General features: G+C 66.2%; 19 protein-coding genes. 13 read left to right on the forward strand and 6 right to left on the reverse strand.

Features of this window, described 5'->3' with window-relative positions; translation table 11 throughout:
* Window positions 1–25 precede the first annotated feature (25 nt).
* The 3 genes from prfB to murB all read left to right on the forward strand — a co-directional run bounded on the left by prfB (window position 26) and on the right by murB (window position 4,551).
* A protein-coding gene (prfB, locus tag V6D91_RS10500; protein WP_347320283.1) for a peptide chain release factor 2 occupies window positions 26–1,124 on the forward strand; the annotation gives its coding sequence in 2 pieces (ribosomal slippage) (window positions 26–100 and window positions 102–1,124; 1,098 coding nt in all).
* A gap of 207 nt (window positions 1,125–1,331) precedes the next feature.
* Window positions 1,332–2,831, forward strand: coding sequence for a lysine--tRNA ligase (gene lysS, locus V6D91_RS10505; protein WP_347320285.1), 1,500 nt, complete (start codon window positions 1,332–1,334; stop codon window positions 2,829–2,831).
* A 706-nt stretch (window positions 2,832–3,537) separates the two neighbouring features.
* Window positions 3,538–4,551, forward strand: a complete 1,014-nt coding sequence (gene murB / locus V6D91_RS10510) for a UDP-N-acetylmuramate dehydrogenase (protein WP_347320286.1) — start codon at window positions 3,538–3,540, stop codon at window positions 4,549–4,551.
* A gap of 9 nt (window positions 4,552–4,560) precedes the next feature.
* Here the strand turns inward: murB and V6D91_RS10515 are convergent, their stop codons facing one another.
* The 5 genes from V6D91_RS10515 to ettA all read right to left on the reverse strand — a co-directional run bounded on the left by V6D91_RS10515 (window position 4,561) and on the right by ettA (window position 9,948).
* Complete coding sequence (locus tag V6D91_RS10515) at window positions 4,561–5,688, reverse strand: diguanylate cyclase (protein ID WP_347320288.1); 1,128 nt, start codon at window positions 5,686–5,688, stop codon at window positions 4,561–4,563.
* Between the two features lie 89 nt (window positions 5,689–5,777).
* On the reverse strand, window positions 5,778–6,599 hold the full coding sequence (locus tag V6D91_RS10520) for an HDOD domain-containing protein (protein ID WP_347320290.1): 822 nt from the start codon (window positions 6,597–6,599) through the stop codon (window positions 5,778–5,780).
* Window positions 6,596–7,390: an RMD1 family protein gene (locus V6D91_RS10525; RefSeq protein ID WP_347320291.1), complete on the reverse strand. Its 795-nt coding sequence runs from the start codon at window positions 7,388–7,390 to the stop codon at window positions 6,596–6,598. The genes V6D91_RS10520 and V6D91_RS10525 overlap by 4 nt, the downstream gene beginning before the upstream one ends.
* Before the next feature lie 40 nt (window positions 7,391–7,430).
* Entirely contained in the window at window positions 7,431–8,030 is a 600-nt protein-coding gene (locus tag V6D91_RS10530; protein WP_347320293.1) for a DUF2242 domain-containing protein, read from the reverse strand.
* A gap of 250 nt (window positions 8,031–8,280) precedes the next feature.
* Window positions 8,281–9,948, reverse strand: a complete 1,668-nt coding sequence (ettA, locus tag V6D91_RS10535) for an energy-dependent translational throttle protein EttA (RefSeq protein WP_347320295.1) — start codon at window positions 9,946–9,948, stop codon at window positions 8,281–8,283.
* A gap of 241 nt (window positions 9,949–10,189) precedes the next feature.
* Between ettA and V6D91_RS10540 the strand changes: the two genes are divergently transcribed.
* The 9 genes from V6D91_RS10540 to V6D91_RS10580 all read left to right on the forward strand — a co-directional run bounded on the left by V6D91_RS10540 (window position 10,190) and on the right by V6D91_RS10580 (window position 21,490).
* Window positions 10,190–11,932, forward strand: a complete 1,743-nt coding sequence (locus V6D91_RS10540) for a vWA domain-containing protein (RefSeq protein ID WP_347320297.1) — start codon at window positions 10,190–10,192, stop codon at window positions 11,930–11,932.
* Complete coding sequence (locus tag V6D91_RS10545; RefSeq protein WP_347320299.1) at window positions 11,929–13,032, forward strand: hypothetical protein; 1,104 nt, start codon at window positions 11,929–11,931, stop codon at window positions 13,030–13,032. The genes V6D91_RS10540 and V6D91_RS10545 overlap by 4 nt, the downstream gene beginning before the upstream one ends.
* 134 nt (window positions 13,033–13,166) lie before the next feature.
* Complete coding sequence (locus V6D91_RS10550) at window positions 13,167–13,442, forward strand: STAS domain-containing protein (RefSeq protein ID WP_347320301.1); 276 nt, start codon at window positions 13,167–13,169, stop codon at window positions 13,440–13,442.
* Between the two features lie 3 nt (window positions 13,443–13,445).
* On the forward strand, window positions 13,446–15,734 hold the full coding sequence (locus V6D91_RS10555; protein ID WP_347320303.1) for a chemotaxis protein CheA: 2,289 nt from the start codon (window positions 13,446–13,448) through the stop codon (window positions 15,732–15,734).
* On the forward strand, window positions 15,731–16,249 hold the full coding sequence (locus tag V6D91_RS10560; protein WP_347320305.1) for a chemotaxis protein CheW: 519 nt from the start codon (window positions 15,731–15,733) through the stop codon (window positions 16,247–16,249). The genes V6D91_RS10555 and V6D91_RS10560 overlap by 4 nt, the downstream gene beginning before the upstream one ends.
* Before the next feature lie 39 nt (window positions 16,250–16,288).
* On the forward strand, window positions 16,289–18,634 hold the full coding sequence (locus tag V6D91_RS10565; protein WP_347320307.1) for a methyl-accepting chemotaxis protein: 2,346 nt from the start codon (window positions 16,289–16,291) through the stop codon (window positions 18,632–18,634).
* A gap of 57 nt (window positions 18,635–18,691) precedes the next feature.
* Entirely contained in the window at window positions 18,692–19,537 is an 846-nt protein-coding gene (locus V6D91_RS10570) for a protein-glutamate O-methyltransferase CheR (RefSeq protein WP_347320309.1), read from the forward strand.
* Window positions 19,538–19,548: 11 nt separating this feature from the next.
* Complete coding sequence (locus V6D91_RS10575) at window positions 19,549–20,622, forward strand: chemotaxis response regulator protein-glutamate methylesterase (RefSeq protein WP_347320311.1); 1,074 nt, start codon at window positions 19,549–19,551, stop codon at window positions 20,620–20,622.
* 13 nt (window positions 20,623–20,635) lie between these two features.
* Window positions 20,636–21,490 carry a CZB domain-containing protein gene (locus tag V6D91_RS10580; RefSeq protein ID WP_347320312.1) on the forward strand — a complete coding sequence of 285 codons (855 nt, stop codon included), beginning with the start codon at window positions 20,636–20,638 and terminating at the stop codon, window positions 21,488–21,490.
* A gap of 7 nt (window positions 21,491–21,497) precedes the next feature.
* Here V6D91_RS10580 and V6D91_RS10585 read toward each other — a convergent pair whose 3' ends face one another.
* Window positions 21,498–21,992 carry a Crp/Fnr family transcriptional regulator gene (locus tag V6D91_RS10585; RefSeq protein ID WP_347320314.1) on the reverse strand — a complete coding sequence of 165 codons (495 nt, stop codon included), beginning with the start codon at window positions 21,990–21,992 and terminating at the stop codon, window positions 21,498–21,500.
* Window positions 21,993–22,150: 158 nt separating this feature from the next.
* On the opposite strand from V6D91_RS10585, the gene V6D91_RS10590 reads away from it, so the two are divergent.
* Window positions 22,151–23,068 (forward strand): alpha/beta hydrolase, encoded by a 918-nt coding sequence (locus tag V6D91_RS10590; RefSeq protein WP_347320315.1) that lies wholly within the window; start codon window positions 22,151–22,153, stop codon window positions 23,066–23,068.
* Window positions 23,069–23,175 lie beyond the last annotated feature (107 nt).

The following is a 23,175-nucleotide window of genomic DNA, read 5'->3' on the forward strand; positions in this document are numbered from 1 at the left end:
GCGTCATCCACAAGTCTTAGACAACATGCTCGAAATCAATCCCATCCTGAATGAAATCAAAGACCTCCAAGGGCGCACGGACGCCCTGAGGGGGTATCTTTGACTACGATCACAAGGCTGAACGTCTGGAAGAAGTCCAGCGCGAGCTGGAAGACCCGAACATCTGGAACGACCCTGAGCGCGCCCAGGCGCTGAACAAGGAACGGGCCCAGCTCGAGGGCGTGGTCAGCACCCTGCAGTCGCTGACTGCGAGCCTGGCCGATGCCGGGGAACTGCTGGAGATGGCCGCCGAGGAGGGCGACGAGGCGAGCGTGCAATCCATCGCCGACGACGTCGCCAAGCAGCGCGCCAAGGTCGAGGAACTGGAGTTCCGCCGTATGTTCTCCGGCGAGATGGACGCGGCCAACTGTTTCCTCGACATCCAGGCCGGCGCGGGCGGCACCGAGGCGCAGGACTGGGCCAGCATGTTGCTGCGCATGTACCTGCGCTGGGCCGAGAAGCGCGGCTTCAAGACCGAGATCATGGAGCTCTCCGAGGGCGAGGTGGCAGGCATCAAATCCGCCACCGTGCGCATCGAGGGGGAATACGCCTTCGGCTGGCTGCGCACCGAGACCGGCGTGCACCGCCTGGTGCGCAAGTCGCCGTTCGATTCCGGCAACCGCCGCCACACCTCGTTTGCCTCCGTATTCGTCTCGCCCGAGGTGGATGACAGCTTCGAGATCGAGATCAACCCGGCCGACCTGCGCGTGGACGTGTACCGTGCCTCCGGTGCCGGTGGTCAGCACGTCAACCGCACCGAGTCCGCGGTGCGCTTCACCCACATCCCCACCGGCGTGGTGGTGGCCTGCCAGACCGAGCGTTCGCAGATCCAAAACCGCGACCGCGCGATGAAGATGCTGAAGGCCAAGCTCTACGAGCTGGAAATGCAGAAGCGCAACGCCGCCGCCCAGGCGCTGGAGGACACCAAGTCCGACGTGTCCTGGGGCAACCAGATCCGCTCCTACGTGCTCGACCAGTCGCGCATCAAGGACCTGCGCACCGGCTACGAGGTCGGCAACACCCAGGCGGTGCTGGATGGTGACCTGGATGGCTTTATCGAGGCCAGCCTGAAGAGCGGGTTGTAACCCATGACGACCGTGCGCTTCGATGAGCATGTTCCCAAGCAAGGGAAATGCTGAGAACCAAGGAATGTGGCACGTCCCCTCCCCCTGGTGGGGGAGGGTTAGGGAGAGGGGGAAGTTCAACGGGTTATCACCCTCTCCCCCAACCCCTCCCCCTCAAGGGGGAGGGGAGAGTTTTTTGATTAGCGCTTCCCAAGGCGGATTGACCCCATGACTGAAGCAAGCCAAGTGCAAACCGACGAAAGCCACCTGATCGCCGAGCGCCGCGCCAAGCTCGCGCGCATCCGCGAGAAGGGCGTGGCCTTCCCGAATGATTTCCGCCGCAATGTGGTGGCGGGCGAGCTGCATGCCGAATACGGCGAGAAGGAGCGCGAGTGGTTCGAGGCCAACACCGTCCGTGCTGCCATCGCCGGGCGGGTGATGGCCAAGCGGGTGATGGGCAAGGCCACCTTCCTCTCGGTGCTCGACATGTCCGGCCGCATCCAGGTCTATGTCAGCCGCCAGGACATCGGCGATGAGGCCTACGAGGAGCTGACGAGCTGGGACATCGGCGACATCGCCGGTTTCGAGGGCAAGCTGTTCAAGACCCAGAAGGGCGAGCTGACCGTGCATGCGGATACCGTGCGCCTGCTGACCAAGAGCCTGCGCCCGCTGCCGGACAAGTTCCACGGTCTGACCGATACCGAGCAGCGCTACCGCCAGCGTTATGTCGACCTGATCATGAACGAGCCGGTGCGTGAGACCTTCCGCACCCGGACCAAGATCATCAAATACATCCGTGACTTCCTCGACGCGCGCGGCTTCCTCGAGGTCGAGACTCCGATGATGCACGTCATCCCCGGCGGGGCCTCGGCCAAGCCCTTCGTCACCTTCCACAACACGCTCGACATGGAGCTGTTCCTGCGCATCGCGCCGGAGCTCTACCTCAAGCGTCTGGTGGTGGGCGGCTTCGAGCGCGTCTATGAGATCAACCGCAACTTCCGCAACGAGGGGCTGTCCACCCGGCACAACCCCGAGTTCACCATGATCGAGTTCTATCAGGCCTATGCCGACTACCATGACCTGATGAACCTGACCGAAGACCTGCTGCGTGGCCTGGCCCTGCACGTGCTCGGCACCACCGAGGTGCCCTACCAGGGCGAGGTCTACGACTTTGGTGGAAAATTCGCGCGCATGACGGTCAAAGAGGCGATCCTGCACTTCAACCCGGGCGTGACCGAGGCCGACCTCGACGATCTGGAGCGCTGCCGCGCCCTCGCCACCCGCCTCGGCATCCCGCTCAAGGACAGCTATGGCCTCGGCAAGGTGCAGATCGAGATCTTCGAGAAGACCGCCGAGCACCGGTTGAAGAACCCGACCTTCATCACCGAATACCCGGCCGAGGTCTCGCCGCTCGCCCGCCGCAACGATGCCAACCCGTTCGTGACCGATCGCTTCGAGTTCTTCGTCGGCGGCCGCGAGATCGCCAATGGCTTCTCCGAGCTGAACGACGCGGAGGACCAGGCCGAGCGTTTCCGCAAGCAGGTCGAGGAGAAGGACGCAGGCGACGAGGAGGCCATGCACTTCGACGCGGACTACATCCGCGCCCTCGAGCACGGCCTGCCGCCAACCGCGGGCGAGGGTATCGGCATCGACCGGCTGGTCATGCTCCTGACCGACTCCCCGTCGATCCGCGACGTGCTGCTGTTCCCGCACATGCGGCCGGAGTGAAGGCAGGCGGCTTGGGGAAACTGACACCCCTCTCCCTCTGGGAGAGGGGTAGGGGGAGAGGGAAAAACATCCCCCTCAAGGCCGCCGTGCTGCCAGGTTGGGCAAGGGGGTGAACCGGCCAAGGAGGGCCGGTTCAGCTTTGCCGCGGCAGGATGCCGCGTCAAAGCGGCCCCCTTGAACGGCCCGGCAGCACGGGAACCCGAAGGGCGGCCTTGCGGGGGCGCGTTTCTTTCCCCGATTTCTTTGCGCGAACAAAGAAATCGGGTCGCCCGCCATAACGAGCGCATCCACGAAGCCGATGCATTAAAAGGCGGGCGAAACGAGACCACCGACGGTGATTTGAAATCCCTTTGAACACCCCTTGAAGGTTTCATTTCGCCCGCCTCGATGCTTATGGCTTCGAGCATGCGCCTATGTGTGCGGGCGAGTGACTTTTCTTGCTCGTGCAAGAAAAGTCACCAAAAGAACACGCCCCCACGGGGCCGGCCCTTCGGGCAAACCCTGGACGAGGCCGCTCCGACCGGGCCGTCCCGACGCGACGTCCTGTCGCGGCGGGACTGAAAAGGCCCTCCATGGCCTTTTCACCCGGTCTACACGCCCTCGCCCAGGGCGGCCCCGAGGGGGAGTTTGGCCCTCACCCCCAGCCCCTCTCCCTGAGGGAGAGGGGTGTCCAGAAAACCTTCGTTGCCTCCTCTTGCCACCCACCATGCACCTCGAACAACACGCCTCGCTGCTGGCCTACAACACCTTCCGTGTCGAGGCGCGGGCGCGCTACTTCCTCACCCTCGAGCAGCTCGCGGACATCCCTGCCTTCCTTGGCGATGCGCGGTTGCAGGGGTTACCGCGTCTCATCCTCGGTGGCGGGAGCAATATCCTGTTCCGCGCCGACTTCCCCGGCATGGTGGTGCGGGTGGCGCTGCGGGGGCTCGAGCTTTTGGGCGAGGATGATAGCCATCGCTTCGTGCGCGCGGCGGCGGGCGAGAACTGGCACGACTTTGTGCGCTGGACGGTGGAGCAGGGCTGGCCGGGGCTGGAGAATCTCTCCCTCATCCCCGGCACGGTCGGGGCCGCGCCGGTGCAGAACATCGGTGCCTACGGGGTGGAGCTTGCCGAGGTGTGCGCGGCCGTCGAGGCGGTGGATCTGACCACTGGCGAATTCCACCGTTTCGACCGTGCCGCCTGCCGCTTCACCTACCGTGACAGCCTGTTCAAGCAGCAGACCGGGCGCTGGCTGATCACCGCGGTCACCTTCCGTCTGCCCAAGACCTTCACGCCAAGACTCGACTATCCGGGGGTGCGGGAGGCGTTGGGAGAGGTCGAGCCCACCCCGTTGGCCGTCTCGGATGCCATCTGCAGCGTGCGCCGCGCCAAATTGCCGGGCCTTGCGCCGGGCGAGCCTGGCAGCGCGGGCAGCTTCTTCAAGAACCCGCTTGTCCCGGCCGGGCAGGCCGAGGTCCTGCGGGCTTCGTACCCTGGCCTGCCCGCCTGGCCGCAGCCCGATGGCCGCGCCAAACTCTCCGCCGCCTGGCTGATCGAGCAGTGTGGCTGGAAGGGGTGCCGCGAGGGCGATGCCGGGGTGTACGCGAAGCACGCTCTGGTGCTGGTCAATCACGGTCGGGCCACAGGGGCTGAGCTTTGGCGGCTGGCCGAGGCGATCCGCGCCTCGGTGCGCCAGCGTTTCGGGGTGGATCTGGAGCCCGAGCCGATCCTCCTGCCCTGACTCACAGACTCAACGGCCCGCCTGCTTACTGGCATACATGGCCTGGTCCGCTGCGTGCAGCAGGTCCTCGACCGACGCGCCGTCGCGCGGGGACAGGGCGAGGCCGAGGCTGGCCCCCAGGCGGACCTGCTGGCCCTGCAGCAGATCGAAGGGCGCCGCCAGGACCTGCTGGATGCGTGCCGCGACCCTGTCCAGCACGATCGCCTCCCGCAGGTCGCGGACCGCGACCACGAATTCGTCTCCACCGAGCCGGGCAATGATGTCGCCGGCCTGCACTGCATGGGCCAGGCGCTGGGCCACGGCGCGCAGGCATTCGTCGCCCGCTGCGTGCCCGAGGGTGTCGTTCACCGGCTTGAACCGGTCGAGGTCGACATAGATCACGCCCACGCCGCTTTGATCGCGCGCTGATTCCTCGAGGGCCTGACGCAGGGCTTCCAGCAGGCCGTGACGGTTGAGCAGGCCGGTCAGCGGGTCGTGTGTGGCAGCATGGCGAAGATGGTGCTCTTCGGCGACATGGCGGGAAATGTCGTGCAGGGTGCCGACGAAAAAGGTGCGCTCGTCCACCCGGTAGGCGTTGACCGCGAGTTCTGCCGGAAACACGCTGCCGTCCTTGCGCTGCGCGACGATGGCGCGCCCGATGCCGATCACGTGGGGTTCACGGGTTTCAAGGTAACGTCGCAGGTAGCCGTCGTGGGCGCTGCGGTAGGGTTCCGGCATCAGGCAGTGGACGTTCCGGCCAAGCACCTCACGGGCCTGGTAGCCGAACAGGCGCTCGCTGGCCGGGTTGAAGAACTGGATGATGCCCTGGTCGTCGATGGTGACAATGCTCTCCAGCGCCATGTCCAGCACGGCGCGGGCATGGGCCTCGCTGGCGCGGGCCATGGCCTGGGCCTGTTCGAGCAGGCGGGATGGTTCGACGTGGAGGGCTGGCGCCTCGGCATCGTCATCCTGCTTGTGCCGTCGTGCCTGTTCGCTCACCTCATGGATCAGTTGCACGAGGTCCTGGAGCGATGGAAAACGCTGGACCAGCTGCTGCGAGACATGGACATCGGGCGCCTCTCCGCCAAGGGCGAGACGAAGCTGATTGGCCAGTTGCTCGATGATGGCCGGGGCGATGGCGGGATGGTTTTCGCTCACGTGCCCTTGTTCCCCTGAGAGGTGGTCCTCCGGATTCAAGGGTAGCGGGTTCCCGGGGCTCGGGATATTCAGGTTTTTTTGGGGTGGGCTCAATCGAGCATGGCGCGCAGGATCTCGTCCAGCTCGTCGGCCAGCGGCGAAGCGCCGGTATCCACGCCCAGCTTTTCCGCGGCGGGTACGCCGATCCAGCTGTCCTCGGGGTTGTCCTCCCCGTTCCTCGCCTGAAGGATGGCCACGATGACCACGTCGGTGTAGTCAGCCAGGCCGTCGTGCTCGCGCTGCAGGTTTTGGCATTCGAGCACCACGTGCACCAGCGGATCAGGGAAGTCCCAGGCGCGCAGGATCTGTCCGCCGATGCGGGGCTGCAATTCGGCAGCCAGCTGGTCCAACAGCTCGGGGTTGTGTAAAAGCTTCGGCAGGTCCTCGGCAATGGCATAGACCGGCAGGGCGCCGATGGCGTGGGTCAGGCCAGCGAGCAGGGCCTGGTCGGGGTCGAGGTGGCGCTGGCGGCGGGCCAGCATCTGCGAGAGTGCGGCCACCTGGGTGCTGAACTCCCAGTGCCTGCGCATGCGCTGCTGGATGATCGGCGTGTGGGCGCGGAAGCTCTGCTGCATGGAGATGGACACCACCAGCTGGCTGATGGTGCGCATCCCGAGGCGGGTGACGATCTGCGGCAGGCTGGTGATCTCGGAGAGGCCGCGGTAGAGCGGGCTGTTGGCGATCTGCACCAGACGCGCGGCAATGGCGGGGTCACGGGCGATGGCCTGGGCCAGGTCTTGGGCCGTGCTGTCCGGGGACTCGGCGATGGCGCGCACCTGAAGGGCGACATCCGGCAGGGTGGGCAGGTTCAGCCCCTTGCTCTCGATGCGTTGGATGAGGGCGTCGAGGAGGGCCGCGTGTGTGTCGGTCATGGTCCGTGTCCGCGCAGGAAGAGGTCGTAAATGGTGAAGCCGATCTCGATCACGATCAGGATCGTAATGTACCACTCCACCCGCAGGCTGCGCTGGGCCTGCAGCAGGTCGAGCAGGGTCTCGGCGGTGCGCGCGATCAGTTCGAGCTTGCGCTCCAGCGCATGGGCGCGCTCCTTCAGTTCGAACTCATCCTCCAGGCGCAGGAACAGGGCTTCGAGCTCGGGCCGCTCCCACAGCAGTTCCGGTTTCTCGATGATCTCCGCCCGGCCGACCATGCGATGTTGGGTGAGCAGGGTGTCGCCGATGTGGCTGAGCAGATCGCGCGCGCGCCGTGCCCCCCGCCCGCGCTGGCGCAGGCCCTCGGCCAGCGGCTCGATGCGGTCGAAGCTGCTTGCCACCCGCTTTTCGTACAGTCCGAGCACGCTGCTCTTGGCCAGCACGTCGGCCACCACCTGCAGGCGTTCTACGTTGAGGTCATGCAGCACGAGGATGTCCTTGTCCATGCCCTCACTCGCCTGTGGGTCGATGCGCAGGGTCAGCGTCTCCATTTCCGGCTGGGTCAGCGGTTCGCTGACGAAGGGGCGCAGCTGGGCGAGGAAGGCGGCCTCCTCCATGGCTTCCACCTCGAACAACACCACCGCGCCGTAGCGGAACAGCACGGCGCGGCCGCGCACGCCGACGGCGATGGTCAACGGTGCGCTGGCCAGACGCTCGGCCGCTTCCAGCGCGCGCAGGTCGAGCCGGTCGCCCAAGAGGAGGGCGCGTGCCTGGATGTGTCGTGGCGCATTCATATCCATCCTCCAGGTGGCCTCATGCCTGACAAGCAGCGATTCAGGGGGCTGCGGGCGGGGCGGGGGGGGCCGGCGGGGTCTTGCCCTTGGCCCCGGCCTCCGCGCCCATGCTGTGCAGGATGGACTCCACCGCGGTGAAGAACTTGCGGTAGAACTCGCGCTCGGTGATGGTCTCATCAAGGGTCTTGACCATCGAATCGGCGCTCTGGCCGATGGGGAGCGAGACCGAGCCGATCACGCTCACCCCGATGCTGGCCGGGGTGGCGGACTTCTTCAGGTCATAGGTGCTGCGCAGACCGTTGGCATACAGCGTGCTGCCGCCATCCGGGTCGGGCAGGCAGACCACGGTCATCTCCACCACCGTGCTGCGGTCGCTGTCGGTCCGGTAGGACTTGCGTCCCTTGATCTTGTCGGCGGACAGCGCGTCGGTGAGGTAGCCATCGCCGAGCAGGGCCCGGTTGGCGGCCGCGCAGGCGGTTTGCGCATCCACGGCGAAGGGTTTCTGGAACGGGCTGTCGTTGGGGGGCGTGGGCTCCTTGCCTGCCGTGCGCGAGCCGAAGCTGCCGCAGGCCGACAAGGCCAGGCTTGCAGCCAGCAGCAGGCCGAGGCGCAACTGGCGATGTGCAGAGAAACGGTTCATGGCAACGGGGCGGTCATGGAGGGTTGAGACGCATTCGAAAAACATGCTCCCCTCCCCCTTGATGGGGGAGGGGATGGGGGAGAGGGTGATCACGCATGGCAATGCATCCCCCTCTCCCTAACCCTCCCCCGCCAGGGGGGGAGGGGACGTGCCTCATGGCAGTCTTGCGCATAGGCATGATACTACGCCGTGATCAGCGCCAACCGGAAACGAAAACCCCCTCGGCGGAGGGGGTGGTCACGGTCAGCCTTCACTGCTCCAGGCGCTTGTACTTCAGGCGCTTGGGCTGATCGGCATCGGTGCCCAGGCGGCGGTGGCGGTCGGCCTCGTATTCCTGGAAGTTGCCCTGGAAGAAGGTCACGCCGCCGTCGTCCTCGAAGGCGAGGATGTGGGTGGCGATGCGGTCCAGGAACCAGCGGTCGTGCGAGATCACCAGCACGCAGCCGGGGAAGTCGAGGATGGCCTGCTCCAGCGCACGCAGGGTTTCCACGTCCAGGTCGTTGGTCGGCTCGTCGAGCAGCAGCACGTTGCCGCCGGACTTCAACAGCTTGGCCAGGTGCACGCGGTTGCGCTCACCGCCGGAGAGGTCCTTGATGAACTTCTGCTGGGCGTCGCCCTTGAAGTTGAAGCGGCCAAGGTAGGCGCGGCTCGGCATCTCGAACTTGCCGACCTGGATCACGTCCAGCCCGTCAGAGACCTCCTGCCACACGGTCTTGTTGCCATCCAGCGCATCGCGGCTCTGGTCCACGTAGGCGAGCTGCACGGTCTCGCCCAGGGTGATGCTGCCGCCATCCGGCTTTTCCTGCCCGGTGAGCATCTTGAACAGGGTGGACTTGCCCACCCCGTTCGGGCCGATGATGCCCACCACCGCGCCCTTGGGTACCGAGAACGACAGCCCCTGGTAGAGCACACGGTCACCAAACGACTTGGAGAGGTTCTCCACCTCGATCACCTTGTCCCCCAGGCGCGGACCGGGCGGGATGTACAGCTCGTTGGTCTCTGAGCGCTTCTGGAATTCGACCGACTGCATCTCCTCGAAGCGGGCCAGACGTGCCTTGGACTTGGCCTGCCGGCCCTTGGCGCCCTGCCGCACCCACTCCAGCTCGGCCTCCATGGCCTTGCGACGGGCGGACTCGGTCTTCTCTTCCTGCGCCAGGCGCTTCTCCTTCGCCTCCAGCCACTGCGAGTAGTTGCCCTCGAACGGGATACCCTGGCCGCGGTCGAGCTCCAGGATCCAGCCGGCCACGTTGTCGAGGAAGTAGCGGTCGTGGGTGACCGCGACCACGGTGCCCGGGTATTCCTGCAGGAAGCGCTCCAGCCAGGCCACCGACTCGGCATCCAGGTGGTTGGTCGGCTCGTCCAGGATCAGCATGTCCGGGTTGGAGAGCAGCAGGCGGCAGAGCGCCACCCGGCGCCGTTCGCCCCCGGAGAGCTTGGTGACGTCCGCATCCCAGGGCGGCAGGCGCAGCGCATCCGCGGCGATCTCCAGCTTGCGGTCCAGGTCCCAGCCGCCGGCGGCGTCGATCTTGTCCTGCAGTTCGGCCTGTTCGGCGAGCAGTTTGTCGAAGTCCGCGTCGGGGTTGGCAAACTCATTGCTAATGTCATTGAAACGCTGGAGCAGCTGGGCGATCTCGCCGATGCCGTCCATCACGTTGCCGCGCACGTCCTTGCTGGGATCGAGCTGCGGCTCCTGCGGCAGGTAGCCGATCTTGATGCCGGGCTGCGGGCGGGCCTCGCCGACGATGTCCTTGTCCACCCCGGCCATGATGCGCAGCAGGGTGGATTTGCCCGCGCCGTTGTACCCCAGCACGCCGATCTTGGCGCCGGGGAAGAAGTTGAGGTAGATGTCCTTGAGAATGTATTTCTTTGGCGGGACGACCTTGCCCACGCCGTTCATGGTGAAGATGTACTGGGCCATGCCGAGCTTTGCTGTGAGGAAAAAGGATGGGCGGGATTATGCGGAAAAGGTGGAGCCGCTTCCAGCAAGGTTTTGGCGGCGTAGGAGGCCCGCCCTCGGGCCGATGACCCTTTCCTGGGCCTTATCGCGGCGGGGGCGCCGCTCCTGCGCGAGCGGTGATCACCAGCGCATGCGATCGCCGTGGGCGTCTCTTGTCGCCGGGTTCGCCATTCTTTTGACGCTGCTTGGGGCGTTGGGTTCCGTGACCGCCTGGGCGGACACCGTTCAGGAGCCCCCCCTGCCGCCCGCAACCCTGGCCGAACCCGGCAAGCCCCTGCCCGCGCCCGAGGTGCGGGTGCTGATCGACATCTCCGGCAGCATGAAGCGCACCGACCCGCGCAACCTGCGTGCCCCCGCCCTGCGCCTCCTGGTCGGTCTGCTGCCGCCGGAGGCGCAGGGTGGGCTGTGGTTCTTTGGCGAGGACGTGCGCGAGCTGCTCAAGCCCGCGCCGGTGACGGACGCCTGGCGCAAGGCCGCCTTGGCGGCCGCGGGCAGGATAAGCTCCGAGGCCCCGTTTACGAACATTGGCGCGGCGCTGGAGGCGGCCCTTGCCGGCTGGGAGCCTGCGGCCGCGCAGCAGGTGCGCCGGCATGTCATCCTCCTGACCGACGGCATGGTGGACATCAGCAAGGAGGAGGGCGTCAATCCCAAGGCGCGCCAGGCCATCCTCGACACCCTGCTGCCGCGGGCCCAGCAGCTCGGTGCGCGGCTGCACACCATCGCCCTCTCCGCCGAGGCGGACCACGACCTGTTGCAGGCCCTGGCGCGCGGCACCGACGGGGTGTACGCGCGCACCGACGATGCCGCCGAGCTGCAGCGCATCTTCCTGCGCCTGTTCGAGAAGAGCGCCCCGCGCGACGCCCTGCCGCTCAAGGACAATGCCTTTACCGTGGACGCCACCGTCGCCCAGCTCACCCTGCTGGTGTTCCGCCCGCCCGAGGCGGCGCCCACCCGCATCGTGCCCCCCGATGGGCGGGCAGTGGACGAGGCCCAGGCGGCGAGGCTGCCCGGCTGGCGCTGGGCGCGGGAGGAAGGGCACGACCTGATCACCATCGACCGGCCCCTGCCTGGGCACTGGCGCATCCAGGGCGCGCTCGATCCCGACAACCGTGCGCTGATCCTCTCCGACCTGCGCCTCAACAGCCTGCCGCTGCCCAACACCCTGTACCTGGGCGAGCAGGTGGACTGGGCGGCGTGGTTCACCGAGAAGGGCGAGCTGCTCAAGGACGAACGCTTCCACAACACCGTCTCGCTCAAGCTCGCCACTGGCCCGGCCGGCGAGCCGCCACGCGAACGCTTTGTTGCCGACCAGGGGCGGGGCGGGGACTTCGTGGCAGGCGATGGGGTGATCAACCAGCGCCTGGGCGATGGCCTGCGCCCGGGACCGCAGCTGCTCATGCTCGAGGCCAGCGCCAAGACCTTCACCCGCCTGATCCGCCACGATTTTGACGTCGATCCCACCGAGCTGATGCAGATCGGCATCGAACCGGTGGGCGAGGGCGCGGCACGCCATTACCGCGTGACGGCCTCGGTCGATGCCAGCCGGGTGCGCGCCAGCGAGGCAACGATCAGCGGCCTGCTCGACTGCCCACCGGGCGGCCCCATCCCGGTGGGGCTGGTGGCCGAGGGCGAGGGCTTTGTCCTCGATCTGAGCCCGGAGCAATCCGGCAAGGCCTGCAGCCTCAAGCTGAGGCTGGATGGCCGTCTGGTCAATGGCCGCCCCATCGCCTGGCCCGCCCCGGCCCGGCCACTCGCCCCACTGCCCGGTGGGGCCCCGGAGGCCGCCGAGGGGCAGGGGCCGGGCGGTGGTTGGCCGGTGATCGCCGGGGTGGTGGGCGGCACCAACCTGCTGGCCGGTCTCTTGGCATGGGGCTTGCTGGGTTTTGTTCGCCGTCGCAAGCAGCAGCAGATCGCTGACGTGCTGAAAGGGTTTGCCACATCATGAGCGCCGAGATTCAAACCAGCCTCTTTATCCTCACCGCCGAGATCGCCGCGGTGACCAGTGTGGCTGCCCTGGTGGCGGCGGGACTCGCCTGGGCGCGCGGGCGGGCACGCCTGAAGGCGGCCGAAGCCCTGCGCGATGCGGCGGCTAGGCTGCCGGGCGAGGGCGAGGTAGTGCAGAAGGAGCGGGAGCTGTTGGGCGAGTTCGCCCGCGCCTACCTCACCCGGGATGCCGAACGACTGGCCGGCCTGCCGGCCCGCCTGCTGAGCCTGCGGCAGGTCATCGAAGCCGCTGCGGCACCCGCTGCGCCGGAGGAGGACCTGACGCAGGACCAGGTCATCCAGGCCTTGGAGGCGGAGCGGGCAGGCTTGCAGGCGAAGGTCGAGGGGCTGGAGCAGCAGCGGATGCAGACCCAGCAACACCTGGACACCGCGCTCGCCACCATCAATACCCTGGTGCAGGAATACGGCCGGGGACGGGGGCAGGAGATCACCCCTACCGCCGAGGCGCTGTTGCAGGCCCTGTTGCAGGCGGGAGGCGTGGGCATGGCGGCGGCCGCCGTCAGCAGGATCGAGCCGGCCCACGCCGCCGAGCCCCTAGCCCCGCCGGACGGCCCACCGCCAGCGGCCAAGCCGGAGGGGGATGAGGCGCTGCTGGATCTGGCCGTCGCGGATGATGTGGTGGTCGGGACAGAACCGGAACCCGCCGCCACCGCCGCGCCCGCGGCGGAGGCCGCAGGCAGCGAGCCCGTGGCCGCGGCGGACATCGACGCCCTGCTGGAGGATGTGCTCGGCACGGCAGCCAGTGTGGCGCCCGCGCCGGCTCCTCATGCCGATGAGTTGGTGGTCGAGCCGCAGGCCCCGGTGCCTGCGGCCGCGAAGGAAGGCTACGATCAGGGCCTGGATCTATCCGTGCCGGTGGAACCGGTGGTGGAAACGGCGGCCGTGGCCGAACCGGCGGGTGATGAACTGGACGCCCTGGACATCGATGCCCTGCTTGATGCCGAGCTTGGGCGCCAGGCCCGGCTGCTGACGCCCGTCGAGGCACCGGGAGAAGAACAGTACGACCTGGCCCGGGTGGATGAACCGGGCACAAAAAAGTAGCCGCCAGGGATGGCGAGCCAGAACAGCCCAACGAGCCGCTGCTTGGGTCGATCGAGGAGCCCGAGGCTCAAGACCCGAATGAGACGGCCGATATGACCTGCGGCGCAGGTGGAACAGACAGCCAGGAGCATGGCATGCATCATCTACAGTTACCGGAAGACCTGCTGGTGGCGGACCTCGCCTCCATGGCGCTTCAGCTCGAGGCGGTGCTGGGGGATAGCCCCGAGGTGATCGATATCGATGCCTCCCGCCTGGAGCAGGTGGATACCGCGGGCATGCAGCTGCTCTATGCCTTTGCCCGCGATGCCCAGCGCCTGGGCAAGGTCGTGCACTGGCATGGACTGACCCCGGCGGTGCGCGAGGCCGCGCAGGTGCTGGGCATGGCCGCCCTGTTGACCGGGGAGGAGTGAGTCATGGATCTCGCAGAATTCCTTGGACCGTTCTTCGAAGAAAGCTTCGAGATGATCGATCACATGGAGGGTGACCTGCTGGCCCTGGAGGCGGGGGGCGCGGCGGACGCCGAGCGCATCCACTCCATCTTCCGCGTGGCCCACTCGGTCAAGGGTGGGGCCGCGACCCTGGGGCTTGGTGAGGTGGCCGAATACACCCACCTGCTGGAAACCCTGCTGGATGCCATCCGTGAGGGCCAGCGGCCGATGACCGAGGCCACGGTCAAGGCCCTGCTCGGTGCGGTGGACGTGATGCGCGACCTGCTCCTCGCCGCACGCGATGCGCGGCCGGCCAACGAGGCCGCCAAGCAGCAATCGCTTGCCCTGCTGAAACAGCTGATGAATGGTGAGGCCGAGCCGGCCATGCCCGAATCGGGCACGGCCCCGTTGCCCGCGATGCAGGCCACGGAGGACGTGGCCGAATCGGATGTGCCCGGGTCCGAGGCCACTCCGGCCACCCCGGTCGCCCCGTCTGCGCCCCCCGCCCAGACCGCGGCCCCGCACCGCCCGCTGGGCCCCGGCTGGCGTATCTACTACAACCCGCGCCAGACCCTGGGCACCGGTGGGGCCGAGCCGCTGTTCATCCTGCGCGAGGTGCGCAGTCTCGGGGAGGTCGAGGTTCGCCTGCTGGATGACGCCCTGCCACGGGTGGAAGACCTCAACCCCCGCCAGGAGTACCTGGCCTGGGAGATCATCGTCCACGGCGACATCCCGCGCGAGGCGGTGGAGGAGATCTTCGCCTGGGTCATGGACCAGGCCGAGGTGACGATCGAGCCCCTGCCAATGAGCCTTTCGGACGAGGAGGGCGGCTCCGCGCAGCCGGCCGAAGCCGTGGACCAACCTGACAGCGATGTGCCGCCGCAGGCCGAGCCTGCGTTCGAGGCCGAGGTGCAGGACTGGCCGCTGGAGGAAGCCCCGGAGCAGGCACCCGCACCTTCACCTGCGGCGGCCGAGGCCATCTCCCCGCCCGCCCTCGCCACGCCTGCGACCACGCCGCCCAAAGAGGCGGCCGCGCCGGTAAGCGGCAGCGGCCGCGCTGCGGCGAAGGAGGGTGGCTCCATCCGCGTCGGGATCGAGAAGGTGGATGCCATCATCGACCTCGTGGGCGAGCTGGTCATCACCCAGTCCATGCTCGGCCAGTTCAGCGAGGAGGTCGAGCGCGACGGTTTCCACATCGGCATGCTGCAGCGCCTGCGCGATGGCCTGGCGCAGTTGGAGCGCAACACGCGCGAGCTGCAGGAAAACGTCATGCGCATCCGCATGCTGCCGATCTCGGTGGCCTTCAACCGCTTCCCGCGCATGGTGCATGACGTCGCAAGGCAACTGGGCAAGGAGGTGGAGCTGCAGATCGTTGGCGAGCACACCGAACTGGACAAGACCGTGCTGGAGAAGATCGGCGACCCGCTCGTTCACCTGGTGCGCAATGCCCTTGATCACGGTCTGGAGCCGCCCGAGGTGCGGCGTGCGCAGGGTAAGCCTGAGGTTGGCAAGTTGATCTTGCAGGCCTATCACAAGGGCGGCAGCATCGTCATCGAGATCATTGATGATGGTCGTGGCATCGACAAGGAGCGGGTACTGGCCAAGGCGCGTGAGCGCGGCTTGATCGGCGCGGAGGAAAACCTCCCCGAGGAGCGCATCTATGACTTGATCTTCTTGCCTGGCTTTTCCACCGCCGAGAAGGTCAGCGACCTCTCTGGCCGCGGCGTGGGTATGGATGTGGTCAAAAGTAACATCCAAGCGCTTGGCGGCTCGCTTGAGGTCAAGAGTGAGCAAGGACGGGGCACGCGCATCATCCTGCGCCTGCCGCTGACCCTCTCGATCATGGATGGTCAACTGATCGTCGTGGGCGGGCAGATCTTCGTCCTGCCCTTGCTTTCCATCGTTGAATCGCTGCAACTCAATCCTAACAACCTGGCACGCGTGGCGGGCCGAGCCGAGGTCTACAAGCTGCGCGACCAATACATCCCCGTCATCCGTCTGCACGAGATCTTTCGCCTGCCCCAAGGCCAGGCCAGCGAGCGACCGCTGCTGGTCATAGTGGAGGGCGATGGGGTGCAGGTGGGGTTGATGATCGACGACCTGTTGGGGCAGCAACAAGTGGTGATCAAGAGCCTGGAGACTCACTTCCGCAAAGTAGAGGGGCTTTCGGGTTCCACCATCCTCGGTGATGGCACCGTGGCCCTGATTCTCGATATCGGCGGCATCTTCCAGCTTGGGCGCCGTCTGGAAGGGCGCAGAGGAGGTCTGGCATGAATGCGCTTCGTCCTGACGTCAGCACGCCGGGGGGTGTCCGGGGAGATGTGCTGCAATACCTAAGCTTCATCCTGCATGGGCAGGAATATGCCGTGGACATTCTGCGCGTGCAGGAGATCCGCGAATGGGGCCCAACCACCCCCATCCCCAATAGCGCGGGGTTTGTGCGCGGGGTCATGAACCTGCGCGGCTCCGTCGTGCCGGTGGTCGACCTGCGCTTGCGCCTGGGCCTGCCCGAAGTGACCTATGGCGCGCAAACCGTCGTCATCGTCTTGCGCGTCCTAAGCCCCGAGCGCGATCGCATCATGGGCGTGGTGGTGGATGCCGTAGCCGAGGTGCATGACTTGGCCCCGCAGGCCATCCTGCCGCCCCCCGAAGTGACTGCCCAAGGCCTGGAGGGCTTTGTCCTTGGCCTGGTGGATAGCAAGGGGCAGTTGCTCACCATCCTCGATTTCGATCGCCTGCTCGATACCAGTTTGATGCTGGTTGATGCAGCAGGCCCTGTTTCGTCCTGACCGGCCACCATGCCGCCGCACACAAAAGGAGACTTGCCTATGTCTACCGCTCACAAGTCCGACCAATCCGCCCTCCAGCAGCGCTATGCCGGCATTGAAATGGCGGCCTTGCGCGTGGCCGTGGCCGAATCCGATACACCGACGGCCATTGCCGATGCCGACGGCATCATCATCTACCTCAATGATGCCATGCGCGTCATGCACAAAAAGCATGCCGAGGCGTTGCGGGAGATGATCCCAGGTTTCCATCCCGAACGGGTGCTGGGCAGTTCCATGGACAGCTTCCACCGCAACCCGGCGCACCAGCGTACCCTGCTGCGCGACCCGCTGCGCCTGCCTTACACCGGACGCATCCATAGCCGTGGCCTAAGCTTCCGCCTTGTCGCCCACTATGTGGAAGGTCCGCAGGGCGAATATCTTGGCAATGTACTGGAATGGTTCGACGAGACCGAGCAGACCCTGTTTAGGCAGGAGAAGGAGGCCCTTGATACCACCCTCAACCGGCTCATGGCGCGCATCGAGTTCGCCCCGGATGGCACTATCCTCACCGCCAACAGCGCCTTCCTGCAAGTCATGGGCTACACCCTGGAGGAGCTGCGCGGCAAGCACCACCGTATCTTTATGCCCAAGGAGGAGGCGCAGGGTGCGGCCTACGCCAACTTCTGGGCCCAGCTGCGCGCAGGCGAGGCGCAATCTGGGCGCATCCAGCGCATCGCCCGCGATGGCCGCACGGTGACCCTGGATGCCGACTATGTGCCCGTCAAGGACCTGGAGGGCAAGGTCTTCAAGGTCATCAAGCTGGCCTCCGATATCACCGAGCAGGTGCGCCTGGAGGATTTGACTACCCGCCTGCGCGCCTCCATCGACGGCGCCTCGGCCAACCTGCTGTATCTGGATGAGCATTTCCAGGTTTTCCACCTCAACCCGGCCATGCAGACCTTGCTCACCCGCTATGGCGCGGAGATGCGCGAGGTCTTCCCCGAGCTCGACCCGCAGGCGGTGCTAGGGGCCCCGGGCACCTGGCTGCTGCGTGGCAACCCGGCCTTGCGTGAGGTCTTTGCCTCGCCCAACCGCATGCCCTACGTGTTCGAGGTCAGCTTTGGCGGGCGTTACTACCGTGTGGCGGTCGGTCTCATCCGCGGTCCGCGCGGGCAATATATGGGCAACCGCCTGGAGTTTCAGGATGTCACCGAGCAGCACCTGGCGGAAGAGCAAGTGCAGCGCCTGATCCGGCTGGCGGCGCAGGGTGAGTTGGATGGTCGCATCGACACGCAGGCCATGAGCGAGGGTTCGATCAAGACCCTCTCGGAGGGCATCAACCGCCTCATGGATGCGGTGGCCGCCCCCGTGCATGCCGCCCAGGTCACCATCAATGCCCTCGCCGAGGGCGATTTGACGCACACCATGAGTGGGCAGTACAGCGGTGAGTTCGCGCGTCTGCAGGAGTCCCTCAATGCCTCCATGGAAAACCTCAAGCAGATGGCGATGGAGATCCGCGCCACAGCGCAGAACATCACCACTGCCTCTGGTGAAATCCGCCAGGGTAACCACGACCTGTCGCGGCGGACCGACCAGCAGGCCTCCAGCCTGGAATCCACCGCTTCGGCGATGGAGGAGATCACCGGCACGGTCAAGAACAATGCGGAAAACTCCGCCCGTGCCGACAAGCTGGCCAACCAGACCCGTTCCCAGGCGGTGGATGGGCGTAAGATTGCCGAGCGTGCCATCGGCGCGATGCAGGAGATCAACAACGCCAGCAAGAAGATCGCCGACATCATCGGCGTGATCGATGAGATCGCCTTCCAGACCAACCTGTTGGCCCTCAACGCCGCGGTGGAGGCCGCCCGCGCCGGTGAGCAGGGGCGTGGTTTTGCCGTGGTGGCCGCCGAGGTGCGCAACCTTGCCCAGCGCTCCGCCTCCGCCGCCAAGGAGATCAAGGGCCTGATCAAGGACTCGCTGGAGAAGGTGGCCGATGGCTCGCTCCTGGTGGACGAAACCGGCAAGATGCTCGACAACATCAACCAGAGCGTCGCCGAGGTAGGGGATCTCATTGCCCAGATCGCCACCGCTGGCAAGGAGCAGGCGATCGGTATCGAACAGATCAACAAGGCGCTGGTGAAGCTCGACGAGATGACCCAGCAGAATGCTGCCTTGGTGGAGGAGGCTGCGGCCGCCAGCGCCTCGCTGGACGAGCAGGCCCAGGGCTTGCAGAGCCTGATCCAGTTCTTCAAGGTCGAGAAGGAGCCGGGGTTTGGCGTGCGTCGTCGCGCCGTGTCTGGTGTCGCTGTGGGCAGTCCGTCCCCGCGTTCCGCAGCTTCCTCGGCCCGCCCGGCGTCGGCCGCGCCTATTTCGGCAAGAGATGATGCCGACTGGGATCAGTTCTGATGATTATGCCGCTGGCCGGGCACTTGCTGTGCCCGGCCAGCGGCTGAGGAGGGTCTCATGAGCGATGGAACGACGGCACGCGAGTTCGAGTTCACCCAAGCGGACTTCGAATTCCTGCGCGCCCTGGTGACCGATCACACCGGCATCGTGGTCAGCGACAACAAGCGCGACATGCTCTACTCGCGCCTGGCGCGCCGGCTGCGTGCCCTGGGTCTCAACACCTTCGCCGAATACCGCGCCTACCTGCGCACCCATGAGGCGGAGGAGCTGACCAACCTCATCAATGCGGTCACCACCAACCTCACCAGCTTCTTCCGCGAACCGCACCACTTCGAGTACCTTGCCCGCACGGTCATCCCCGAGCTGTTGCACAAGAAGGAGCGCGAGCGGCGCATCCGCATCTGGTCGGCAGGCTGCTCCACCGGCGAGGAACCCTACTCGATTGCCATGGTGCTGGAGGAGGAGGTGCCGCCGTGGCTTGAGTGGGATATCCGCATCCTGGCGACCGACGTAGATACAAATGTCATCCAGGCAGCGCAGCATGGTGTGTATTGGAGAGACAACTTGCGGGGTATTTCCGATGCGCGTTTGCAGCGCTTCTTCCTCCGTGGGCGCGGCGCCAACGCAGGTCAAGTCCGGGTGGATGCGGAGCTTAGGCGCATGGTGGCCTTCAAGCCCCTCAATCTGCTCAAGGACTGGCCGATGAAGGGGCCCTTTGACGTGATTTTCTGCCGCAATGTGATGATCTACTTCGACCAGGCCACGCAAAAAAGGCTGGTGGAGCGCTTCGCCAGCCTGCTGGCCCCGCGCGGCTACCTGTTCATCGGCCACTCGGAGACTCTGGATGGACTGACCCATCGGTTCGATCTGGTGGGCAACACCATCTACCGGCTGCGCGCTTGAGGAGAGGGGGGATGGTGACTGAAGAGCGTCCGGTGCGGGTGTTGGTGGTCGATGACTCGCTCTTGATCCGCAAGGCCCTGGCCCGTGCCCTGGGCGAGGACCCCGCGATCCAGGTGGTCGGCATGGCCAAGGATGCCTACGAGGCACGGGAGCTGATCAAGCAGCACGAGCCGGATGTCATCACCCTCGATGTGGAGATGCCCGGCATGAACGGGCTGACCTTCCTGCGCAACTTGATGCGCCTGCACCCCATGCCGGTGGTGATGGTCTCCACCCACACCACGCAGGGGGCGCAGGCGACCCTGGAGGCCCTGGAGCTCGGCGCCTTCGACGTGGTGGCCAAGCCGACCAGTGGGGGCGGGCTGAATGTGCAGGACTACGTGCAGGAGATCATCCTCAAGGTCAAGGCCGCAGCCCGCGCCCCGGTGCGCCGCCTGGCCCAGCAGCGCCTGAGCGGGGGTATGGGCGGGCGTCCCCTGAGCGCCAGTAGCGGCAAGCTCGCCGATGCCAGCCGGGTGATCGCCATCGGCGCCTCGACCGGGGGGACGGAGGCGGTGCGCATCGTGCTCGAGGGGCTGCCGCCGGAGATCCCGGGGGTGGTCATCACCCAGCACATCCCCGGCTCGTTCAGCGCCACCTTCGCCGACCGGCTCAACCAGGCCTCGCGCCTGACGGTCAAGGAGGCCGAGGAAGGCGACATCATCAAGCCCGGCCATGCCTATGTCGCCCCAGGGACGCAGCATCTTCTGGTGGTCAATCGCGGCGGGGTGCTGCGCTGCATCCTCTCCGACGCCCCGCCGGTGTCCAAGCACAAGCCGAGCGTGGACGTGCTGTTCGACTCGGTGGCCAAGGCCTGCGGCGAGAAAGCGGTAGGGGTGCTGATGACCGGGATGGGCAAGGACGGGGCTGAGGGGCTGTTGCACATGCGCCAGGCCGGGGCGGTGACCCTCATCCAGGATGAGCGCACCTCGGTGGTGTGGGGGATGCCGGGCGAGGCCTACCGCCTGGGGGCGGCGGAGCGGGTGGTGCCCCTGCCGAAGATGGCGGAGACCATCCTCTCCGCCTTGGTCGCGCCACGAACCTGAGGATAGGCAATCCATGAAAAACGATCTTCTGAGTATGCAGGGGGCGCTTCAGGTCTTCACCTTCGCCATCGAGGGTGTGCCCTATGCCCTGGAGGTGGCGCATGTGCTGACCATCAGCCAGGACACCTCGCGCCTGCGGCAGATCCCCAGCACCCTGCCGGGGTTCATCGGTCTGATCGACTATCAGGGCACGGTGGTGCCGGTCCTGGATTTCGCCCATCTGTTGGGGCGCCAGAACCAGGAAGAGCGCAAGGACGAGCTGATCGCCATGCTGGAGGCGCGCGAGAAGGATCATCTCGACTGGCTGGATGCCCTGGAGCACAGCCTCGCCACCGGTCAGCCGTTCACCAAGGAAAAGAACCCGCACAAGTGTGCCTTTGGCCGCTGGTATGACAGCTACCAGCCGGAGGATGATGCGCTGCGCACCATCTGGCCGGACTTCGATGCCCCGCACCAGCGCATCCATGCCCTGGCCGATGAGCTCCTGGAAGTGGAGCGGATGCAGGGGCGGGGCGATGCCATGGCGCGGCTGCGGCTTGAGCGCGAAACCACGCTCAAGGCCCTGCATCGCACCTTCGAGTTCGCCCGCGAGAGCCTGCGCTCTTCCCAGCACACGGTCTTTCTCTACCTCACCTCCGATGGCCGTACCCCGCGGCTGGCGCTGCGTCTGGATGACATCAGCGACATCCGCGGCTATGAGTTGGAGGATGCCGTGCCGCTGCACGCCATCGAGCTGCCGCCGGGGGCCATCCCCAAGGACTTGATTCAGTCCTACCTGCGTGGGGCGTCGGGCGATGCCCTGCTGCTCGCGCCGGAGTCCCTCCTGCGCCTGGCCGAGCGGGCCGCGGCACAGGCGGGCTTGGCGTAAGGCAGGATCAGAACTTGCTGCCGGCGTAGAGGTAGTGACTGAGGATGGTGACATCCTCGCTGGCGCGCCGGAACAGGTGATCCAGGCTGATGATGGCGTATTCGAGCAGGTTCACCGCGATGTAGGGGTGCTCGATGCGCAGGCGCTTGTACATCGGCCGGCTCAGCTTGAGCAGGCGGTCGCGCGGGGTGGCGGCCTTCAGGCGCACCTGGCGCGGTTTGCGGTCGAAGAAGCTCATCTCGCCCATCAATTCGCCGGCGTGGATGCGGCCCACCTCGACCTCGCTGGCCGGGCTGCCGGTGACCAGCGAGACTTCGCCCTCGACCACAAAGTAGAGCGCCTCGCCCACCTCGCCGATGTCGGCGATGATCTCGCCCTGCTTGACCTCGATCAGCTCGCAGTACTCCAGGAAAGTCTCGTACTCGCTGGCCTTCATCGTCTCGCTCGGCCATTGCTCGCGCAGGATCTTGGCCAGTTGGCTGCGTTCTTCAGGGGAAATCATGGGATGTTCCTTGGGGTTCGGGATGGGATGCCGCTAGTTTAATGGCATCAAGGACCGGATGTTCATAAGGGCGTTCGATGGAGATTAAAAGATCCTTGATTGTTCCTCGCGCCACCGCCGGGCCATGCTGAAAAGCTGTATCCACCGGAGAGCCCTCCATGACTCTGCATCACGCCAAGTTTCGTCCATTCCGTACCCTGATCGCCGCTGCCCTGGTTGCCGTTGCCGCTCCCCTCGCCGCAGAGGAAGTCACACAGAAGGCCGGCGACCTGACCCTGCGCGCCAACCTCGAACTGGCCGCGGGCAAGAGTCCGAAGGATGGCGTGGTGCTGATCACCCACGGCACCCTGGCGCACAACGGCATGGAGCTGATCAAGGCCCTGCAGGAGGGACTCAAGGCCAAGGGGTACAACAGCCTGGCGATCAACCTCAGCTATGGCCTGGATGCGCGCCCCTCGAGCATGTATGACTGTCCGACCCCCCACGTGCACAATCACACCGACGCGATCGAGGAGATCGCTGCCTGGACCACGTGGCTGAAGGACAAGGGGGCCACCCGCATCGCCCTGCTGGGCCACTCGCGCGGCGGCAATCAGACCGCCTGGGCGCTGGCCGAGAAGGATGACCCGGTCTACACCTCCGCCGTGCTCGTCGCCCCGCAGACCTGGGAGCCGGGGTACCTGGCCAAGGACTACAAGGCGCGCTACAAGGTCGAACTCAAGCCGCTGCTTGAGAAGGCCGAGAAGTTGGTCAAGGAGGGGAAGGGTGACACCCTCATCGACATGGATTTCATCTATTGCGAGAAGACCCGCGCGGCGGCCAAGAGCGTGGTCAGCTACTACAAGGACGATCCGCGCATGGACACCCCGACCCTGCTCGCCAAAACCAAGAAGCCCGTGCTGGTCATCATGGGATCGAACGACACCACGGTGAAGGGGCTGCCCGAGAAGATGGCCAAGGTGGCGGATGGCAAGCGCATCCAGGCGGTGACCATCGAGGGGGCGGACCACTTCTTCATGGATCTGTACGGCGATGAGGTGGTCGAGCAGGCCGCCAAGTTCATCGGCTGGAAGTGATCTCTCCGCGCAGTGGATGCATCCGCAGGGTCATGCGGGTGCGCCCCGGCCAAGGAATGCAGTCCTTTCATGCTGTTATGCACGCCCGGCCATGCCGGGCGTGCCGC

The organism is Thiofaba sp. EF100 (assembly GCF_039822285.1).
In the GTDB taxonomy this organism is placed as follows: domain Bacteria; phylum Pseudomonadota; class Gammaproteobacteria; order Halothiobacillales; family Halothiobacillaceae; genus Thiofaba.

Excerpts from the sequence above, each read along its gene's own strand:
- lysS (WP_347320285.1), top strand. The coding sequence starts at position 1,332 with ATGACTGAAGCAAGCCAAGTGCAAACCGACGAAAGCCACCTGATCGCC.
- murB (WP_347320286.1), top strand. The coding sequence starts at position 3,538 with ATGCACCTCGAACAACACGCCTCGCTGCTGGCCTACAACACCTTCCGT.
- V6D91_RS10520 (WP_347320290.1), bottom strand. The coding sequence starts at position 6,599 with ATGACCGACACACACGCGGCCCTCCTCGACGCCCTCATCCAACGCATC.
- V6D91_RS10525 (WP_347320291.1), bottom strand. The coding sequence starts at position 7,390 with ATGAATGCGCCACGACACATCCAGGCACGCGCCCTCCTCTTGGGCGAC.
- V6D91_RS10530 (WP_347320293.1), bottom strand. The coding sequence starts at position 8,030 with ATGAACCGTTTCTCTGCACATCGCCAGTTGCGCCTCGGCCTGCTGCTG.
- ettA (WP_347320295.1), bottom strand. The coding sequence starts at position 9,948 with ATGGCCCAGTACATCTTCACCATGAACGGCGTGGGCAAGGTCGTCCCG.
- V6D91_RS10545 (WP_347320299.1), top strand. The coding sequence starts at position 11,929 with ATGAGCGCCGAGATTCAAACCAGCCTCTTTATCCTCACCGCCGAGATC.
- V6D91_RS10550 (WP_347320301.1), top strand. The coding sequence starts at position 13,167 with ATGCATCATCTACAGTTACCGGAAGACCTGCTGGTGGCGGACCTCGCC.
- V6D91_RS10555 (WP_347320303.1), top strand. The coding sequence starts at position 13,446 with ATGGATCTCGCAGAATTCCTTGGACCGTTCTTCGAAGAAAGCTTCGAG.
- V6D91_RS10560 (WP_347320305.1), top strand. The coding sequence starts at position 15,731 with ATGAATGCGCTTCGTCCTGACGTCAGCACGCCGGGGGGTGTCCGGGGA.
- V6D91_RS10565 (WP_347320307.1), top strand. The coding sequence starts at position 16,289 with ATGTCTACCGCTCACAAGTCCGACCAATCCGCCCTCCAGCAGCGCTAT.
- V6D91_RS10570 (WP_347320309.1), top strand. The coding sequence starts at position 18,692 with ATGAGCGATGGAACGACGGCACGCGAGTTCGAGTTCACCCAAGCGGAC.
- V6D91_RS10575 (WP_347320311.1), top strand. The coding sequence starts at position 19,549 with ATGGTGACTGAAGAGCGTCCGGTGCGGGTGTTGGTGGTCGATGACTCG.
- V6D91_RS10580 (WP_347320312.1), top strand. The coding sequence starts at position 20,636 with ATGAAAAACGATCTTCTGAGTATGCAGGGGGCGCTTCAGGTCTTCACC.
- V6D91_RS10585 (WP_347320314.1), bottom strand. The coding sequence starts at position 21,992 with ATGATTTCCCCTGAAGAACGCAGCCAACTGGCCAAGATCCTGCGCGAG.
- V6D91_RS10590 (WP_347320315.1), top strand. The coding sequence starts at position 22,151 with ATGACTCTGCATCACGCCAAGTTTCGTCCATTCCGTACCCTGATCGCC.